We start from the raw sequence: 15,778 nt of genomic DNA, 5'->3' as shown, positions 1-15,778 counted from the left end.
CCGGGACCTTCCCCGACGAGTCGTCGATCACGAGGGCGAAGCCGGCCGGCGAGCCGCTCGCGCCCCGCCAGTGGGACATGCGGATGATCGGCGCCGACCGGGCGAACACCAAGGTCCCGGGCACCAGGAAGGTGCTCGTAGGCGTCATCGACACCGGCATCGACGGCAAGCACCCCGACATCGCCCCCAACTTCAACCGCCAGCTCAGCCGCAACTTTGTCACCGACAAGCCCAAGGACGAGAACGGCGACACGCTCGACGGCGCCTGCGAGGTCAGCACCTGCAAGGACCCCGTCGACCAGGACGACGACGGCCACGGCACGCACGTGGCCAGCACGATCGCCTCGCCGCTCAACCACATCGGCATCGCCGGCGTCGCCCCCGGCGTGCAGCTGGTCAACATCCGGGCCGGGCAGGACTCCGGCTTCTTCTTCCTCAAGCCCAGCCTCGACGCGCTCACCTACGCCGCCGACATCGGCGTCGACGTGGTGAACATGAGCTACTACGTCGACCCGTGGCTGTTCAACTGCGTGAACAACAGGTCCGACAGCGAGAAGGAGCGGCTCGAACAGCGGGCGATCATCACCGGCATGCAGCGGGCCGTCGACTACGCCCGCGGCAAGGGCGTGACGCTCATCTCCGCCCTCGGCAACGGCGCCACCGACCTGGGCAGACCCGAGGTCGACAAGGACAGCCCCGGCTACCCGCGCGGCTCGGAGAAGATCCGCAGGGTCGACAACTCGTGCCTCAACGTGCCCGCCGAGTCCAAGGGCGTCATCTCCGTCACCGCCGTCGGCCCCTCCGGACGCAAGGCCATCTACAGCGACTACGGGGTCGAGCAGGCCGACCTGGCCGCGCCCGGCGGCGACGTGCTCGACGGAAAGGGCGGCTCGCCCACCCGGTCGATCCTGGCCGCCGCTCCCGAGGCCGCCCTCCGCGCCGACGGCAAGATCGACAGCTCCGGCCAGCCGAAGACCGCCGACGTCGTCCGCGACTGCCAGGACGGCGCCTGCTCCTACTACCAGTATCTCGACGGCACCTCCATGGCAGCCCCGCACGCCACCGGCGTCGCCGCCATCCTGATCAGCCGCTTCGGCAAACCCGGCAAGGGCGGCGTCACCCTCGCCCCCGACACCGTCGAACGGCTCCTCTACCAGACGGCCAAGCGGACGGCGTGCCCGTCGCCCCGGGCCTATGAGTACAAGGTCTACGGCGAGGTCGACACCCACACCTGCGAGGGCGACAAATCCAAGAACGGATTTTTCGGCCGAGGCATCGTCGACGCCTGGCAGGCGGCTACCGTCGAACCATGATGTATCGCCTCATCGCGGACGCCGCGATGGTGGTGCACTTCGCATTCCTGACCTACCTGGCGTTCGGCGGGTTCGTCGCCTGGCGCTGGCGGCGCACGATCTGGGCCCACCTCGCGGTCGTGGGCTGGGGGCTGCTCTCGATCTTCACCGGCGTCGAGTGCCCGCTGACCGTCGTCGAGGACTGGGCCCGCCGTAAGGCCGGGCTCCAGGGCCTGCCGGCCACCGGGTTCATCGACCACTACATCGAGGGAGTCGTCTACCCGGAGGATTACACGAATGTGGCACGACCGGCCGTCGCCGTTGTCGTGCTGTTCTCCTATGTCGGCTACGTTCTGCGGCGTCAGTGACTGCCAAGTGGTCTGTACCAATTAAGGTAGGACTTGTGACTCGTCGCGCGAAGATCGTCTGCACCCTAGGCCCTGCCACCTCGTCTCCCGAACGCCTCCGCGAACTCATCGCCGCGGGCATGGACGTGGCACGGTTCAACCTCAGCCATGGCAACCATGACCTGCACAGAGAGGTATACGACCGGGTCAGGGAGGTGGCGGCCGACCTCGGCCGAGGCGTAGGCGTGCTGGCCGACCTGCAGGGCCCCAAGATCCGCGTCGGCAGATTCGAGGAGGGCCCGGTACGACTCGGTTTCGGCGACGTCTTCGCCATCACCACCGAAGACGTCCCCGGCGACCGCGAGCAGGTCTCCACCACCTACAAGGGCCTGCCGACCGACGTCCGCCCCGGCGACACGATCCTGGTCGACGACGGCCGCCTCGTGCTCGAGGTCACCCGCGTCGAGGGCGAGCGGGTCGTCACCCGCGTCGTCATCGGCGGCATGATCTCCGACAACAAGGGCCTCAACCTGCCCGGCGTCAACGTCAGCGCGCCCGCCCTCACCGACAAGGACGAGGCCGACCTGCGCTGGGCGCTGCGCACCGGCTGCGACATGATCGCCCTGTCGTTCGTCCGCCGCCCCTCCGACGCCGACGTGGTGCGCAACATCATGGAACAGGAGGCCGTCCGCCTCCCGCTGCTCGCCAAGATCGAGAAGCCGCAGGCCGTGGAGCGCCTCCCCGAGATCGTCGAGGCGTTCGACGGCATCATGGTCGCCCGCGGCGACCTGGGCGTCGAGCTGCCCCTGGAGCAGGTGCCGATCGTGCAGCGGCGCATCATCGAGCTCTGCCGTGAGAAGGCCCGCCCCGTCATCGTCGCCACCCAGATGCTCGACTCGATGATGAGCGCCCCCCGACCCACTCGCGCCGAGGCGTCCGACGTCGCCTACGCCGTCATGGACGGCGCCGACGCGGTCATGCTGTCCGGCGAGACCTCGGTGGGCAACTATCCGATCGAGGCCGTCGCCACCATGGACCGCATCGCCTGCGCCGCCGAGAAGGCCTCGCTGCACGCGACCCACACGCTCGACCGCATGCCCGAGACCACCGGCGGCGCCATCGCCCGAGCCGCGGCCGAGGTCGGCGCCATCGTCGGGGCCAAGGCCCTGGTGGCGTTCACGATGTCGGGAGAGACCGCCCGGCGCCTGGCCCGCTACCGCTCGCCCATCCCGCTGCTGGCGTTCACCTCCGCCGCCCACGTGCGGGGCCAGCTCTCGCTGACGTGGGGGGTCGAGACGTTCCAGGTGCCGTTCGTCCACCACACCGACGACATGGTGCGGCAGGTCGAGGCCTCGCTGCTGTCCCTCGGACGGCTCGAGAAGGGCGACAAGGTGGTCATCGTGGCCGGCTCGCCTCCTGGCACCCCCGGCTCCACCAACGCCCTCCGCGTCCACACCATCGGTTCGGCCGTCTCCCACGCCAACTGACCCGGTGGTCCTGCCCGTCTGATCCCGCCCTACCTGGGTGGGACCGGGTACCGGCTCGACCACGGACGGGGCCCACGGGGCGCGCGTCGCGGCGGCCCGCCGGGGAGCCGGAGGAGCGTGCCCCTGGAGGGGGCCCGGCCCTGTGCGGTGGGTGGGCCTTCCCGTGCCTGCCGTAAAGGCTGGTGGCCCTTGGGTCTCATGGAGGCGCCGGGTGGCGGATCAGTTCTTGTGCAGGTCCTCGTTCAGCTCGATGCCGCCACCCGAGCGGCGCACCGCCTCGACCGCGCCCGACTGCGAGTTGCGGCGGAACAACCACCCGCCGGCTCCCGACAGCTCCCCGGCCTTGACCGTGGCGCCGTCCGGCAGGGTCACCTTCGTGCCGGCCGTCACGTACAGACCGGCCTCCACCACGCAGTCGTCGCCCAGCGAGATGCCCACACCGGCGTTGGCCCCCAGCAGGCAGCGCTCGCCGATGGAGATGACCTGCTTGCCGCCGCCCGACAGCGTGCCCATGATCGAGGCGCCACCGCCCACGTCGGAGCCGTCGCCGACGACCACGCCCGCGGAGATGCGGCCCTCGACCATGGACGTGCCGAGGGTGCCGGCGTTGAAGTTCACGAAGCCCTCGTGCATCACCGTCGTGCCGGCGGCCAGGTGGGCGCCGAGGCGGACCCGGTCGGCGTCGGCGATCCGGACGCCCGCGGGCATCACGTAGTCGACCATCCTCGGGAACTTGTCCACCCCGTACACCGTCACCGTGCCCCTGGCGGCGCGCAACCTGAGGCGGGTCCGCTCGAACCCCTCCACCGCGCACGGCCCGTGGTTGGTCCACACGACGTTCGCCAGCAGCCCGAACACCCCGTCGAGGTTCAGCCCGTGCGGCCGGACCAGGCGGGCGGAGAGCAGGTGCAGCCGGAGATAGGCGTCGTGCGCGTCCACCGGCGCCTCGGAGAGCTTGGCGATGCCGGTGCGCACCGCCACCGTCTCGACGCCCCTGGCGGGGTCGGAGCCGATCAGCGAGGCCAGCTCACCGGCCTCGGCGGCGTCGAGCCGCGCGGTGCCGACGACGGGCGGGTCACCCAGCTCGGGCGCGGGGAACCAGGTGTCGAGAACGGTGCCGTCGGCGGCGATGGTGGCGAGTCCGACGGCGTGCGCGCCGGTCACGGTGGGATCGAAAGCAGTCACGAGCCTCAAAATACCGTCAACCGGGAGTCGTCACCGGTCACAGGGCGCCCAGGTCCGCCGACAGCCATCGCTCGGGCCGCATCCGGAACGTCACCAGCGCCCTCGTGTCCGAGCTGTCCACGTAGCCCGGCACCGCGTCCGGCGGCAGATAGCGCGCCGCGATCTGAGCGAGTTCGTCCAGGGTGGTAGGCGCCGATCCCACGACGGGCCCTTCGACCGAGACGTACCGGTAGGTGGGGCTGGCCCGTTGCACCAGCAGGGAGAACCGGCCCGCCTTGAAGATCAGCCGGGCCTTGAGCGAGTCGCCGTCGGTCAGGAACCGCACCTCTCCGCCGGGGCTGTAGTCGTACCAGACGGGGACGTTGAGCGGTGCGCGCTCGGAGCCCGCCTCGACGGCGACCGCGGCGATGTGCGAGTCGGCCAGGAACGCTTCACGCGCTGCCACGCTCAACGACATCGGGCCCACCTCCCAGAGTCTCTTTCCGGTACATCACCGATCTTCCCGGCGCCTACTCCGCGCCATGCTGCGACATAAGCCGCATACACGGACATCACTGTCAACTCTTTGCCCGAATATGTTCGGCCACTACGCTGATGCCAGCGAAGGATCCCCAAGAGGCGTCGCCCACGGGCCGAGGATCGGGGCCGCCACGACGGTCGCGCCTCCCGAACCCGGAGGTGCTTCGTGTACGTCGTCCTGCTGGGGGGCATCGCGGCCGCCATGGCGCTGGGCAGGTTCGCGCCCTTCCTCGCCGACATGGGGACGGAGTTCGGCTTCTCCCTGCCCACCGCCGCCTGGGTGGCTTCGGGAGTGACCCTGGTCGCCGCCCTCGCGGTGGCGGCCCTCGCCCTGCTGTCCGCGCTCGCCGCTCACACCCTCCTCCCATCGACCCCGTCCGGCACCCCCGCCCCTCGCCGCGGCAGGCGCCTTCCTCGGCGCCCCCGTGCCCCTCGCCGTGGCCTCTGCGGCCCTCCTGCTGGCCCTCAACGGCCTCACCGTGTCCGCCCGTCTTCGCCGTCCTCCCGGACGTCGCACGGAGCCGTACGGAGCCGTACGGCGCTCGCCACGGGCGCGGTGACACAGCTCGGCAGCCTCGGCACCCTCTTCGGCCCGCCGTTGTACGGCGGAGCGGTCGGGCAGGCCGGATGGGCCATGGCGGCGATCGTCACCGCCACGCTGACGCTCCTGGGACTGGGCGCCCTCAGACGCAGCCGCCGCTGACGCGCCACGGGAGCGCGGGGAACCCGTGGGGCGAGGACACCTGCGGGCGACGGAGATCTTGTTGCGCCGCCAGGCGACGTTGAGAAAGTCGAGCGCCTCGCCGCACAGGGCGAGAATGCCGGCCGACTCGTTCTTGAACAGGTAGCGGGGGTATTCGTACCAGCGCACGCCGCTCGGCAGCGCGCTGCGGCTGGCCTGTCGCGCCACTCCCGGATGGTGGATCTGTTGGCGCCGATCCGGCGGCTCACCTCACTGACGCTGAGCCCGGAGGCCAGCAGGTGCAGCGCTCGCCGACGCAGAGTGAGATTGAACATGCGCAGAGTGTCGCAGGCCGGTACGACAAAACCGCCCGGCCGTGGGCCGAGCGGTCGGTCAGTGCCCCGAGTGGGATTCGAACCCACACTGTATGGATTTTGAGGCCATCGACTCTGCCGGTTGGTCTATCGGGGCGGCATATGTCCGGGTATTGATCTCGCAGTGAGGGCTGCGGGAGACCACCGGCGTGGCTCTAATCTAGCGGACATCTGTACTCTTCTGCTCGTGAGTACGCAGCGGCGAGTGGTGATAGCGGAAGACGAAGCACTGATCCGTCTCGATCTCAAGGAGATGCTCCAGGAGGACGGCTACGTCGTCGTGGGCGAGGCCGGTGACGGTGAACGGGCGATCCAGCTGGCCGCCGAGCTGAAGCCCGACCTGGTCATCCTCGACGTCAAGATGCCCGTTCTCGACGGGATCTCCGCCGCCGAGCGCATCGTGGCCGACAGGATCGCGCCGTGTCTCATCCTCACCGCGTTCTCCCAGCGTGACCTGGTCGAGCGGGCCAGGGACGCCGGTGCCATGGCCTACCTGGTCAAGCCGTTCACCAAGGCCGACCTGGTGCCCGCGATCGAGATGGCGGTCAGCAGGCACGAGGAGATGGTCGCGCTCTCCGAGGAGGTCTCCAGCCTGTCCGAGCGGCTGGAGACGCGCAAGCTGGTCGAGCGGGCCAAGGGGCTGTTGATGACGGTCCACGGCTGGAGCGAGCCGCAGGCGTTCCGGTGGATCCAGAAGGCGTCGATGGATCGCCGGCTGAGCATGCGCGAGGTCGCCCAGATCGTGATCGACGACGCGGGCGAGCGCGCCTGAGAGAGCCCGGCAGCCGGAAGCGGGCTGTGTAATGTCCGTTTGGAGCGTTCCGCGGCCTTGAATAGGACATTACGAATCGGCATAAAAGACGTACAAGAACCCCAAAACGTTACCCCGGCCAGGCAAGCTGAGCTTGGCAAACGCGGCACGGGAGATCCTTCCCGCGCTGGAATAAGGGGAGTTCTCATATGATCCGTATTGCTCCGTCCGGACGCGTGCTGGCCGTCGCGGCCGCGGCGTGCCTCGCCCTGACCGCCTGTGGTGGCGGCGGCGACACGGCCTCGCAGGCGAGTGAGTCCGCCGCCCCGTCCTCGGCGGCACCGGCGGCCAAGGGTGACGGCACGCTGACCATCGGCACGCTGCTGCCCCAGACGGGCTCGCTGGCGTTCCTGGGCCCGCCCGAGTTCGCCGGTGTCGACCTGGCCGTCAAGGAGATCAACGAGGCCGGAGGCGTGCTCGGCAAGCCGGTCGCCAAGATCCACACCGACTCGGGTGACACGACCACGAACATCGCTTCGCAGTCGGTGGACAAGCTGCTGACGCAGAACGTCGACGCCATCATCGGCGCCGCGTCGTCGTCGGTGTCGGAGTCGGTGATCGACAAGATCACGGGCGCCGGCGTGGTGCAGTTCTCGCCCGCCAACACCTCCGACAAGTTCACCACGATCGAGGACGGCGGCCTCTACTTCCGCACGGCTCCGCCGGACAAGCTGCAGGGCCGGGTGCTCGGCGACCTCGTCGTGGCCGACGGCAACGACACGATCGCCATCCTCGCGATGCAGGACTCCTACGGCACCGGCCTGGCCGACCAGGTCACCAAGACGGCGGAGGAGGCCGGGGCGCAGATCGTGGAGCGGGTCGACTACGACCCGAAGGCGGCCGACTTCTCGGCCGACGTGGCCAAGATCAAGGCGAAGAACCCGAAGGCGGTCGTGCTGATCGGCTTCGAGGAGACCGCCAAGGTGGTGCAGGAGCTGGTCAAGCAGAGCCTGAGCGCCGACAAGGTCAAGTGGTACATGGTCGACGGCAACATGTCCAACTCCGCGTACGCCGAGATGCCCAAGGGCACGGTAGAGGGCGTCAAGGGGACGATTCCGGGTGCGGCGGCTCCCGAGGCGTTCGTCGAGAAGCTGAAGGGGGTCAAGGCCGACCTCAACGACTTCACCTACGCCGCGGAGTCGTACGACGCGGCGAACCTGATCGCGCTGGCCGCCGAGGCGGCGCAGGACGACAGCGGCAAGGCGATCGCGGCCAAGCTGGCCGAGGTGAGCAAGGGCGGCGAGAAGTGCAACGACTTCAAGTCCTGCGCAGAGCTGCTGAAGGCGGGCAAGGACATCGACTACGACGGTGTGAGCGGCCCGATCGAGTTCAACGAGGCCGGTGACCCGGCCGTCGCCACGATCGGCATCTACCAGTACTCCGAGAAGAACACTTACGACGCCAAGGCGCTGGAGTACCGCACCGGCAACATCGAGGGCTGAGTCTCAGCCGCCCAGGCCGCACACCTCCAGCGCGTAGTCGATGAGGTGATCCTGCTGCGGCTTGGGCGGTTGCACGATGAGCACGCGTTCCACGCCTCCGTCGACCGTGGCCCGCACGGGGAACAGGAACGCCTTCTTGGCCTCGGCGAACGCGTGCGGGTCGCAGCGGCCGGGGGTGATGACGATGGGCGTCTCCGTCCGCTGCGCGTTCGCGTCCAGCGTGATCAGGGGGCGCCGTTCGTGTTCCGGGGTGACGATGTAGTGGCTGGTGCCGTCGATCGCGTTGACGGTCACGGTGCCGGGGCCGCGGCGGGTGAGCACGAGGGTGGCCCGCATGTCCTTGCCGTCCCGCTTCCATTCGGGGCCGAACGAGATGTCCGCTGCCTGCTTGATGAGGAATTCGGAGCATTCGTCGCGCAGGAGCCTGCTGAGCAGCGGATCGGAGGCCGGCAGCGAGAAGACGACCTTGCGTAACGGCTCGGAGCCGGCGCGGAGGTGGGCCACGACCGTGGCGGGCCGCGAGGCGCCGGGCAGGCCGCCGGGCGAGCAGTTGGCCGCGCCGAACGGGATGGGCAGGTCGGTCCGTTCGGTGCGTTTGATGGTGGCGTCGGCGGGTTCCGGGGGCACGGTCGCGAAATCGGGGGTGACCAGTTGCAGGTCGGAGAAGTGGACGGGGGTGTCCGTGGTGTTGCGGACGGCCACCTGGAGTCTGTGCGCGACTTCGTCGGAGCGCCATTGCCCGAGTGAGACGGTCACGCCGGTGGGGGGATCCGCGGAGGGTGGGGCGGGTTCTTCGGTGGCGGCGCAGCCGGAAAGGAGCACCGCGGTGGCGACGAGGACCGTAATGCGCTTCACCTGAGGCACATTAGGCATGGTTTCGCAGCTCTCGTAAGTTGAGGACTGATTACGACTCCGCATCCAAGTGCCGACAGTTCGTACCGGCATCTGGTTGGAGTACCCAGCAGTTTTGTACGTTTCCGTCATTCGTTCGGGAACGTCGGCGGTGCTGCCGGATCCCGGCCTGGAGATGAAGGAGACGCTTCATGATCCGCATTGCTCCCGTGGGGAGGGCGCTCGCTGTCGTGGCTGCCACCAGCCTCGCTCTGACAGCTTGCGGTGGTGGCAGCGACACCGCCACTCAACCGACCGAGTCGGCCGCACCATCGTCAGAGGCTCCCGCGGCGAAGGGCGACGGCACGCTGACCATCGGCACGCTGCTGCCCCAGACGGGTTCGCTCGCCTTCCTCGGCCCGCCCGAGATCGCCGGTGTCGACGTGGCGGTCAAGGAGATCAACGAGGCCGGAGGCGTGCTCGGCAAGCCGGTCACCAAGTACGACACCGACTCGGGTGACACGACCACGAACATCGCTTCGCAGTCGGTGGACAAGCTGCTGGCCCAGAAGGCCGACGCCATCATCGGCGCCGCGTCGTCGTCGGTGTCGGAGTCGGTGATCGACAAGATCACGGGCGCCGGCGTGGTGCAGTTCTCGCCCGCCAACACCTCCGACAAGTTCACCACGATCGAGGACAAGGGCCTCTACTTCCGCACCTCGCCGCCGGACAAGCTGCAGGGCCGCGTGCTGGGCGACCTGCTGGTGGCCGACGGCAACGACACGGTCGGCATCCTCGCGATGCAGGACTCCTACGGCACCGGCCTGGCCGACCAGGTGGCCAAGACCGTGACCGACGCGGGCGCGCAGGTCGTCGAGCGCATCGACTACGACCCGAAGGCGGCCGACTTCTCGGCCGACGTGACGAAGCTCAAGGCCAAGAACCCGAAGGGCATCGTCCTGATCGGCTTCGAGGAGACCGCCAAGGTCGTCCAGGAGCTGGTCAAGCAGGGCCTGTCGGCCGACAAGCACAAGTGGTACATGGTCGACGGCAACACCTCCAACACCAACTACATCAAGATGCCCAAGGGCACGCTGACGGGCGTCAAGGGCACGATTCCGGGTGCCGCGGCTCCGGAGGAGTTCCAGGCCAAGCTCCTGGCCGTCGACCCCAAGCTGGAGGACTTCAGCTACGCTCCCGAGTCCTACGACGCGGCCAACCTGATCGCGCTGGCCGCCGAGGCCGCCAAGAGCGACGCGGGCGTCGACATCGCCGCGAAGCTGGCCGAGGTCAGCAAGGGCGGCGAGAAGTGCAACAACTTCAAGTCCTGTGTCGACCTGCTGAAGGCGGGCAAGGACATCGACTACGACGGTGTGAGTGGTCCGGTCGAGTTCAACGAGGCCGGTGACCCGGCCGTCGCCACGATCGGCATCTACCAGTACGGCGCGGACAACAAGTACGCCACCAAGGCGCTCGAGTACCGCACCGGCAACATCGCCGGCTAGCAGATCTCGGCAGGAGGGCCCGGTCCGCGAGGACCGGGCCCTTTCGCTATGCGCAGCCCGCCTCGATCTGGTCGGCCGCGGCCCTGTAGTCCTTCAGGAGCGCCACCTGCCGCTCGCGCGGGACGTCGGCCTTGGCCAGCCCTGCCGTCGTGTCCTTGACGGTCTGTACGGCCGTGCGGAGGGTGTCTGGCAGGGCGGGGCCGTACTGGAGCGTGATGCCACGGGCCTCGGCCAGGCGGCCGAGCACGGCGTCCTCGAAGTTCTGCTCGTCCTCCTCGCCGCGGGGGCGCAGCAGGAGGTCGGCGTAGCCGATGGCGGAGACCACGCGCGAGCAGGGGTCGTCGGCGGGGTCGCCGCCGGTGCTGTACTGCGCGGTATGGGCAGCGGATTGCTGGCATCCGGCCAACAGGGGCAGGAGAAGTGCTAATGCCGCGAAACGTCTCACGGCGCCCATTAAAACGGCGAAGGGGCCCCGTGGGGAGCCCCTTCGCCGGTTCGGGTGACGCTCAGGCCTTGGCCAGGGTGCCGAGGTACAGCTCGATCACCTTGGGGTCGGTGGCGAGTTGCCGGCCGGTGCCGGTGTAGGCGTTGCGGCCCTGGTCGAGGACGTAGCCGCGGTGGCAGATCTGCAGGCAGCGCCTGGCGTTCTGCTCCACCATGATGACGGTCACGCCGGCCTTGTTGATCTGCTGGGCCTGGATGAACACCAGGTCCTGCAGCTTGGGCGACAGGCCGGCCGAGGGCTCGTCGAGCAGCAGCACGGACGGCTCGGTCATGAGCGCCCTGGCCATCGCCACCATCTGCCGCTCGCCGCCCGACAAAGAGCCCGCGCGCTGCTTGCGCCGCTCCTTGAGCGCGGGGAACAGCTCGGCGACGAACTCGAAGCGCTCCTTGAACTTGCTGGGCACCTGGAAGGCGCCCATCTCGAGGTTCTCCTCGATGGTGAGGCTGGGGAAGACGTTGTTGGTCTGCGGGACGTAGCCGACGCCGCGGGCGACCAGGGAGTGCGCCTTCATGTTCGTGATGTCCTCACCCTTGAGCACGACCGTGCCGCTCCGGATGTTGACCAGCCCGAACATCGCCTTGAGCAGCGTCGACTTGCCGGCGCCGTTGGGGCCGATGATGCCGATGAGCTCGCCTTCGCCGACGTACAGGTCGGAGCCGTTGAGGATGTTGACGCCCGGCAGGTAGCCGGCGATCAGCTCGTCACAGCGCAGGACGGCGTTCTCGGCGCCGGCCAGGTGCGCGCTGCGGTCGGTGACGGCCGACTTCGACGCGGACGCGGATTCGGGGTCGGCGTTCACTTCTGCGTCTCCTCCTCGATCTCGGCCTCGAGCGCGGCCTCGGCCTCCTGGAGCTGCTCCTCGAGCTCGCTCTCCGACAGCGGGGCGTCGTGGTGGGCGCCGAGGTAGGCGTCGATGACGCGCTCGTCGGACATGATCGTCTCGGGTGGCCCCTCGGCGATGACGTTGCCCTGGGCCATGACGATCACCCAGTCGCTGATGTCGCGGACCATGTCCATGTCGTGCTCGACGAACAGCACGGTCATGCCCTGCTCGCGCAGGTCCTTGACGTGGCCGAGCAGTGACTGGGTCAGCGCCGGGTTGACGCCGGCCATCGGCTCGTCGAGCATGACCAGCTCGGGCTCGACCATGAGCGCGCGCGCCATCTCGAGCAGCTTGCGCTGGCCGCCGGAGAGCGAGCCGGCGAAGTCCTCGCGCTTGGCGTCGAGCTTGAACCTGGCCAGCAGCTCGTCGGCCCGCTCGGTGATCGTATCCTCCTGGCCCTTCCAGAAGGCGGGCAGGAGCGCGCGCCAGAAGCTCTCGCCCTTCTGGCCCTGCGCGCCCAGGCGCATGTTCTCCAGCACCGTGAGCTTGGACAGCGCCTTGGTGAGCTGGAAGGTGCGGACCATGCCGGCGCGCGCCACCTTGTGGGCGGGCACGCCGTTCATGCTGCGGCCGTTGAACGTCCACTGGCCGGAGTCGGCCGTGTCGAAGCCGGTGAGCTGGTTGAAGAAGGTGGTCTTGCCGGCGCCGTTGGGGCCGATCAGGGCGGTGATGGAGCCGCGCTGTACCTCGACGTGCTCCACCTCGACCGCGGTGAGGCCGCCGAAGCGACGCACCACGTTGTCGACCACCAGGATCGGGTCGGGCTTGGGCACGCCGGGGTCGCGGGCGAGGTCCTTGAAGGCGGCCAGCGCGGCGGCTTTGCGCTCGTTGGCAGTTGTCTCAGCGTGCATCGATTGCTATCTCCCTCTTGTCCCCGAAGATGCCTTGTGGCCGGAAGACGAGCAAGAGGATCAGTCCAACTCCGACCAGGAGGAAGCGGACGGGACCGACCTGCGTGGAGCTCATGAAGGTGATCAGCCCGGACTCCACCGCCCCGCTGAGCACGCCGTTGACCAGCACCAGCAGCACCCAGAAGATCATCGAGCCGACGACGGGGCCGAACACGCGGGCGGCGCCGCCGAGGATGACGATCGTGTAGGCGAAGAAGGTGGTCTCGGTGCCGAAGATGTCGGGCTGCACCGAGGCGAAGGCCAGCCCGTAGATGAAGCCGCCGAGGCAGCCGATGACACCGCCGAGGATCAGCGACTGCATCTTGTACGAGAAGACGTTCTTGCCGAGGCTGCGCACGGCGTCCTCGTCCTCGCGGATCGCCTTGAGCACGCGCCCCCACGGGCTCTTCATGAGCATGAAGACGATGAGGCAGGAGACGCCGACCAGCGCCCAGCCGACGACCAGCACCCAGAGCACCCGCTCGTTGAAGGTGAACCAGCCGAAGCCGTAGGTCCCGGGGGAGAAGGGGTTCATGGCGTAGAAGCCGTCGGAGAAGCCGCGCCGTCCGTCGGAGCCGCCGAAGACGTCCTTGAACGCCACCGAGCGGAACACGAGCCTGACGATCTCGGCCGCCGCGATGGTGACGATGGCCAGGTAGTCGGCCCGCAGGCGCAGCGTGGGGATGCCCAGGAGGAGGGCCAGCAGCACGGCCGAGAGCAGGCCGACCCCGATGCCCACCCAGAAGGGCAGTCCGAGCACGGTGACGGTGACGGCCAGGCCGTAGCCGGCGACGGCCAGGAAGGCCGACTGGCCGAAGTTGAGCAGGCCGGTGTAGCCGAAGTGGATGTTGATGCCGATCGCGGCGAGCGCGTACCAGACCGTCTCGACGCCGATGGCGGCCTTGACGGTGGTGGAGATGATCGTGGTCCAGTCCATGGTTCCCCCCGTCAGCCGATCCGCTCGCGGCGGCCCAGGATGCCCTGCGGCCGGAAGAGGAGCACGATGATGAGCACGGCCAGCGCGCCGACGCTCTTGAGCTCCGGTGGCACCCACAGGGTGGACACCTGGATGAACAAGCCGACGATGAGTGAGCCGATGAGCGCGCCGAACGCGGTGCCGAGCCCGCCCAGCGTGACGCCGGCGAAGATGAGCAGCAGGATGTCCTGGCCCATGGTGAACTTCAGGTTCTGCGACAGGCCGAGCATCACGCCGGCCAGTGCGGCGATGGCGCCGCCCCCGGTCCAGATGATGCGGATGACCCGGTCGACGTTGATGCCGGAGGAGGCCGCGAGCGCCGGGTTGTCGGCCACGGCGCGGGCCGCCTTGCCGGTGCGGGTGCGCAGCAGCGCGAAGCCGACGATGATCAGGACCGTCAGTTCGATGCCCATCGCGATGAAGTTCTTCGGCGCGGCGGAGATGGGGCCGACCTGGATGCCCGGCTGGGCGGTGTACTGCAGGAAGGACTGGCTCTCGCCGCCGAACAGGAAGAGGAACAGGTATCTCAGGAAGATCGCCACGCCGATCGAGACGATCATCATGGCGATGATGCCGGTGCCCCGCCTGCGCAACTGCCCCCAGAAGAACCTGTCCTGCAGGTAGCCGAGCCCGCCGGCGGCGATCACCGCGATCACGGCGGCGGGGATGAGGTGCACGCCGAAGCCCACGTTGAAGGCGTAGGCGAGCAGGGCGCCCAGGGTGACCAGCTCACCGTGGGCGAAGTTGGTCAGGCCGGTGGTGCCGTAGATGAGCGAGAGGCCGAGCGCGGCGAGCGCGATGATGAGGCCGAGGTTGAGGCCCTCGAAGACGAGCTGGGCCGCCTGGTCCCAGAAGGTGCTCTGCCCGGTGGTGTCGTTCTCGCCTCCGGGGCCGGCGCCGCCTTTGGCCTGCAGGGCGAACAGCACGCTGGTGGGGTTGCCCTCGAACACCGTCGGGGTGCGGACGTTGTTGCCGCCCCGGACCTCGGCGTCCTGGGGAAGGGTGCTGACATCCAGTGTGACCTTGTACTTCCCCGGTTTGTCGACCGGGACCTGCCACGTGCCTTGCGCGTTACTGGTGACCTCGGCGACGGGTTGTCCGCTGTCGGTGGTCACGACGATTTTCACGCCGTTCACTGGCTGGCCTTGGAATGTGAGTGTCCCTCTCAGGCTCTGTTCGGCCGCCGCGAGGGCAGGCGTGGAGAGCAGGAGTACGAGTCCACTCAGGAAGGCCGTGAACGCGATCACGGCTCTGCGCAATGGTGCTCCCTCAGATAGGTCAAGGCGGGGTTGTGCCCCTCCAACTCGACACGCGGGCATCGCAGGCACATCTGGGATGCTGGCGGGAGCCTATTCCGCGAACGCCCGGTTCAGTATGGTTCGTCACCAATTAGTGACAACTGCGTGTCACTCATGTGAGCTGCAAGACGCAGGTCAGGGGCTAAATCGCTGAGACACCTGGCGCTGGAGTCGAACGAATGAATAACGAATCCCGGCGGGCGTGAAAGGAGCCCGGGGGTGGCCTTTGGGACCATGTAAGGCTTCCCCGGCCTCACACGTTATCTACTCGGCCTCCCCGCGGGCTCTGCTCGGACAACCGTAGCGACCCACGGGGCCCGTGTGCAAAGGGAGCGCGGAAGTCGCGCGGCGTTTAGTTGTCGCGAAGCAGGCAGGTGAGCCGCGACGTGCACACGCGCCGCCCCTGCTCATCGGTGATCTCGATCTCGTAGCTGGCCAGCGTGCGGCCGCCGTGCAGGCGGGTCGCGACCCCGGTCACCACGCCCGAGGTGGCCGAGCGGTGGTGGGTGGCGTTGATCTCGATGCCCACCGCCGTGCGGTCGTGCCCCGCGTGGACCGCCGCGGCCACCGAGCCGAGCGTCTCGGCCAGGACCACCGAGGCTCCGCCGTGGAGCAAACCGTACGGCTGGGTGTTGCCCTCGACCGGCATCCGTCCCACCACCCGCTCGGCGCTGACCTCGAGGAACTCCACGCCCATCCGATCGGCGAGCGTGCCCTCGTGCACGGCGGCGTACGCGGCGAGATCCACGGG

16 protein-coding genes, 1 tRNA gene and 1 pseudogene are annotated in these 15,778 nt (G+C 68.7%); 7 read left to right on the top strand and 11 right to left on the bottom strand.

Annotated elements, in window-relative coordinates; all coding sequences use genetic code 11:
• The 3 genes from AB0C16_RS23565 to pyk all read left to right on the top strand — a co-directional run.
• Window positions 1-1,313 (top strand): S8 family serine peptidase (locus AB0C16_RS23565; RefSeq protein WP_357686036.1); only part of this gene is annotated, 1,313 nt, incomplete at its 5' end.
• A complete protein-coding gene (locus AB0C16_RS23560) occupies window positions 1,310-1,660 on the top strand; it encodes a DUF2784 domain-containing protein (protein WP_357686035.1) in 351 nt (116 codons plus the stop codon). The genes AB0C16_RS23565 and AB0C16_RS23560, both read left to right, overlap by 4 nt.
• Before the next feature lie 35 nt (window positions 1,661-1,695).
• Window positions 1,696-3,126: a pyruvate kinase gene (gene pyk, locus AB0C16_RS23555; RefSeq protein WP_357686034.1), complete on the top strand. Its 1,431-nt coding sequence runs from the start codon at window positions 1,696-1,698 to the stop codon at window positions 3,124-3,126.
• A 219-nt stretch (window positions 3,127-3,345) separates the two neighbouring features.
• Here the strand turns inward: pyk and dapD are convergent, their stop codons facing one another.
• Both dapD and AB0C16_RS23545 read right to left on the bottom strand, forming a co-directional pair.
• Window positions 3,346-4,311, bottom strand: a complete 966-nt coding sequence (gene dapD / locus AB0C16_RS23550; protein WP_357686033.1) for a 2,3,4,5-tetrahydropyridine-2,6-dicarboxylate N-succinyltransferase — start codon at window positions 4,309-4,311, stop codon at window positions 3,346-3,348.
• A 37-nt stretch (window positions 4,312-4,348) separates the two neighbouring features.
• On the bottom strand, window positions 4,349-4,768 hold the full coding sequence (locus tag AB0C16_RS23545) for a pyridoxamine 5'-phosphate oxidase family protein (protein ID WP_357686032.1): 420 nt from the start codon (window positions 4,766-4,768) through the stop codon (window positions 4,349-4,351).
• A gap of 228 nt (window positions 4,769-4,996) precedes the next feature.
• Between AB0C16_RS23545 and AB0C16_RS23540 the strand changes: the two genes are divergently transcribed.
• A complete protein-coding gene (locus AB0C16_RS23540) occupies window positions 4,997-5,533 on the top strand; it encodes a hypothetical protein (RefSeq protein ID WP_357686048.1) in 537 nt (178 codons plus the stop codon).
• A 206-nt stretch (window positions 5,534-5,739) separates the two neighbouring features.
• Here the strand turns inward: AB0C16_RS23540 and AB0C16_RS23535 are convergent.
• Window positions 5,740-5,847, bottom strand: a pseudogene (locus AB0C16_RS23535) (helix-turn-helix domain-containing protein); the annotation flags it as partial.
• A gap of 62 nt (window positions 5,848-5,909) precedes the next feature.
• Window positions 5,910-5,983 (bottom strand) — tRNA-Leu (locus AB0C16_RS23530).
• 90 nt (window positions 5,984-6,073) lie between these two features.
• Between AB0C16_RS23530 and AB0C16_RS23525 the strand changes: the two genes are divergently transcribed.
• Both AB0C16_RS23525 and AB0C16_RS23520 read left to right on the top strand, forming a co-directional pair.
• Window positions 6,074-6,658 (top strand): response regulator, encoded by a 585-nt coding sequence (locus AB0C16_RS23525; RefSeq protein ID WP_357686031.1) that lies wholly within the window; start codon window positions 6,074-6,076, stop codon window positions 6,656-6,658.
• A gap of 188 nt (window positions 6,659-6,846) precedes the next feature.
• Window positions 6,847-8,139, top strand: a complete 1,293-nt coding sequence (locus AB0C16_RS23520; protein WP_357686030.1) for an ABC transporter substrate-binding protein — start codon at window positions 6,847-6,849, stop codon at window positions 8,137-8,139.
• Window positions 8,140-8,142: 3 nt separating this feature from the next.
• Here the strand turns inward: AB0C16_RS23520 and AB0C16_RS23515 are convergent, their stop codons facing one another.
• Window positions 8,143-8,994 (bottom strand): hypothetical protein, encoded by an 852-nt coding sequence (locus tag AB0C16_RS23515; protein ID WP_357686029.1) that lies wholly within the window; start codon window positions 8,992-8,994, stop codon window positions 8,143-8,145.
• Between the two features lie 188 nt (window positions 8,995-9,182).
• Between AB0C16_RS23515 and AB0C16_RS23510 the strand changes: the two genes are divergently transcribed.
• Entirely contained in the window at window positions 9,183-10,475 is a 1,293-nt protein-coding gene (locus tag AB0C16_RS23510) for an ABC transporter substrate-binding protein (RefSeq protein WP_357686028.1), read from the top strand.
• Window positions 10,476-10,521: 46 nt separating this feature from the next.
• Here AB0C16_RS23510 and AB0C16_RS23505 read toward each other — a convergent pair whose 3' ends face one another.
• From AB0C16_RS23505 to AB0C16_RS23480, 6 genes are all read right to left on the bottom strand, one after another.
• Window positions 10,522-10,920, bottom strand: a complete 399-nt coding sequence (locus AB0C16_RS23505; RefSeq protein ID WP_357686027.1) for a hypothetical protein — start codon at window positions 10,918-10,920, stop codon at window positions 10,522-10,524.
• Window positions 10,921-10,981: 61 nt separating this feature from the next.
• The gene (locus tag AB0C16_RS23500) at window positions 10,982-11,779 is read right to left on the bottom strand and encodes an ABC transporter ATP-binding protein (protein ID WP_357686026.1); all 798 of its coding nucleotides are present in this window, start codon (window positions 11,777-11,779) and stop codon (window positions 10,982-10,984) included.
• Window positions 11,776-12,714: an ABC transporter ATP-binding protein gene (locus tag AB0C16_RS23495; protein WP_357686025.1), complete on the bottom strand. Its 939-nt coding sequence runs from the start codon at window positions 12,712-12,714 to the stop codon at window positions 11,776-11,778. Before AB0C16_RS23495 ends, AB0C16_RS23500 begins: the two co-directional genes overlap by 4 nt.
• Window positions 12,704-13,690 (bottom strand): branched-chain amino acid ABC transporter permease, encoded by a 987-nt coding sequence (locus AB0C16_RS23490; protein WP_357686024.1) that lies wholly within the window; start codon window positions 13,688-13,690, stop codon window positions 12,704-12,706. The genes AB0C16_RS23495 and AB0C16_RS23490 overlap by 11 nt, the downstream gene beginning before the upstream one ends.
• A gap of 11 nt (window positions 13,691-13,701) precedes the next feature.
• Entirely contained in the window at window positions 13,702-14,856 is a 1,155-nt protein-coding gene (locus AB0C16_RS23485) for a branched-chain amino acid ABC transporter permease (RefSeq protein ID WP_357686023.1), read from the bottom strand.
• A 523-nt stretch (window positions 14,857-15,379) separates the two neighbouring features.
• Window positions 15,380-15,724 (bottom strand): hotdog fold thioesterase, encoded by a 345-nt coding sequence (locus AB0C16_RS23480; protein WP_357686047.1) that lies wholly within the window; start codon window positions 15,722-15,724, stop codon window positions 15,380-15,382.
• Window positions 15,725-15,778: the final 54 nt, after the last annotated feature.

The sequence above is a fragment of the Nonomuraea sp. NPDC048916 genome (genome assembly GCF_040649575.1).
Classification (GTDB): Bacteria; Actinomycetota; Actinomycetes; order Streptosporangiales; family Streptosporangiaceae; genus Nonomuraea.
This window is presented reverse-complemented; position numbering and strand designations above follow the sequence as displayed.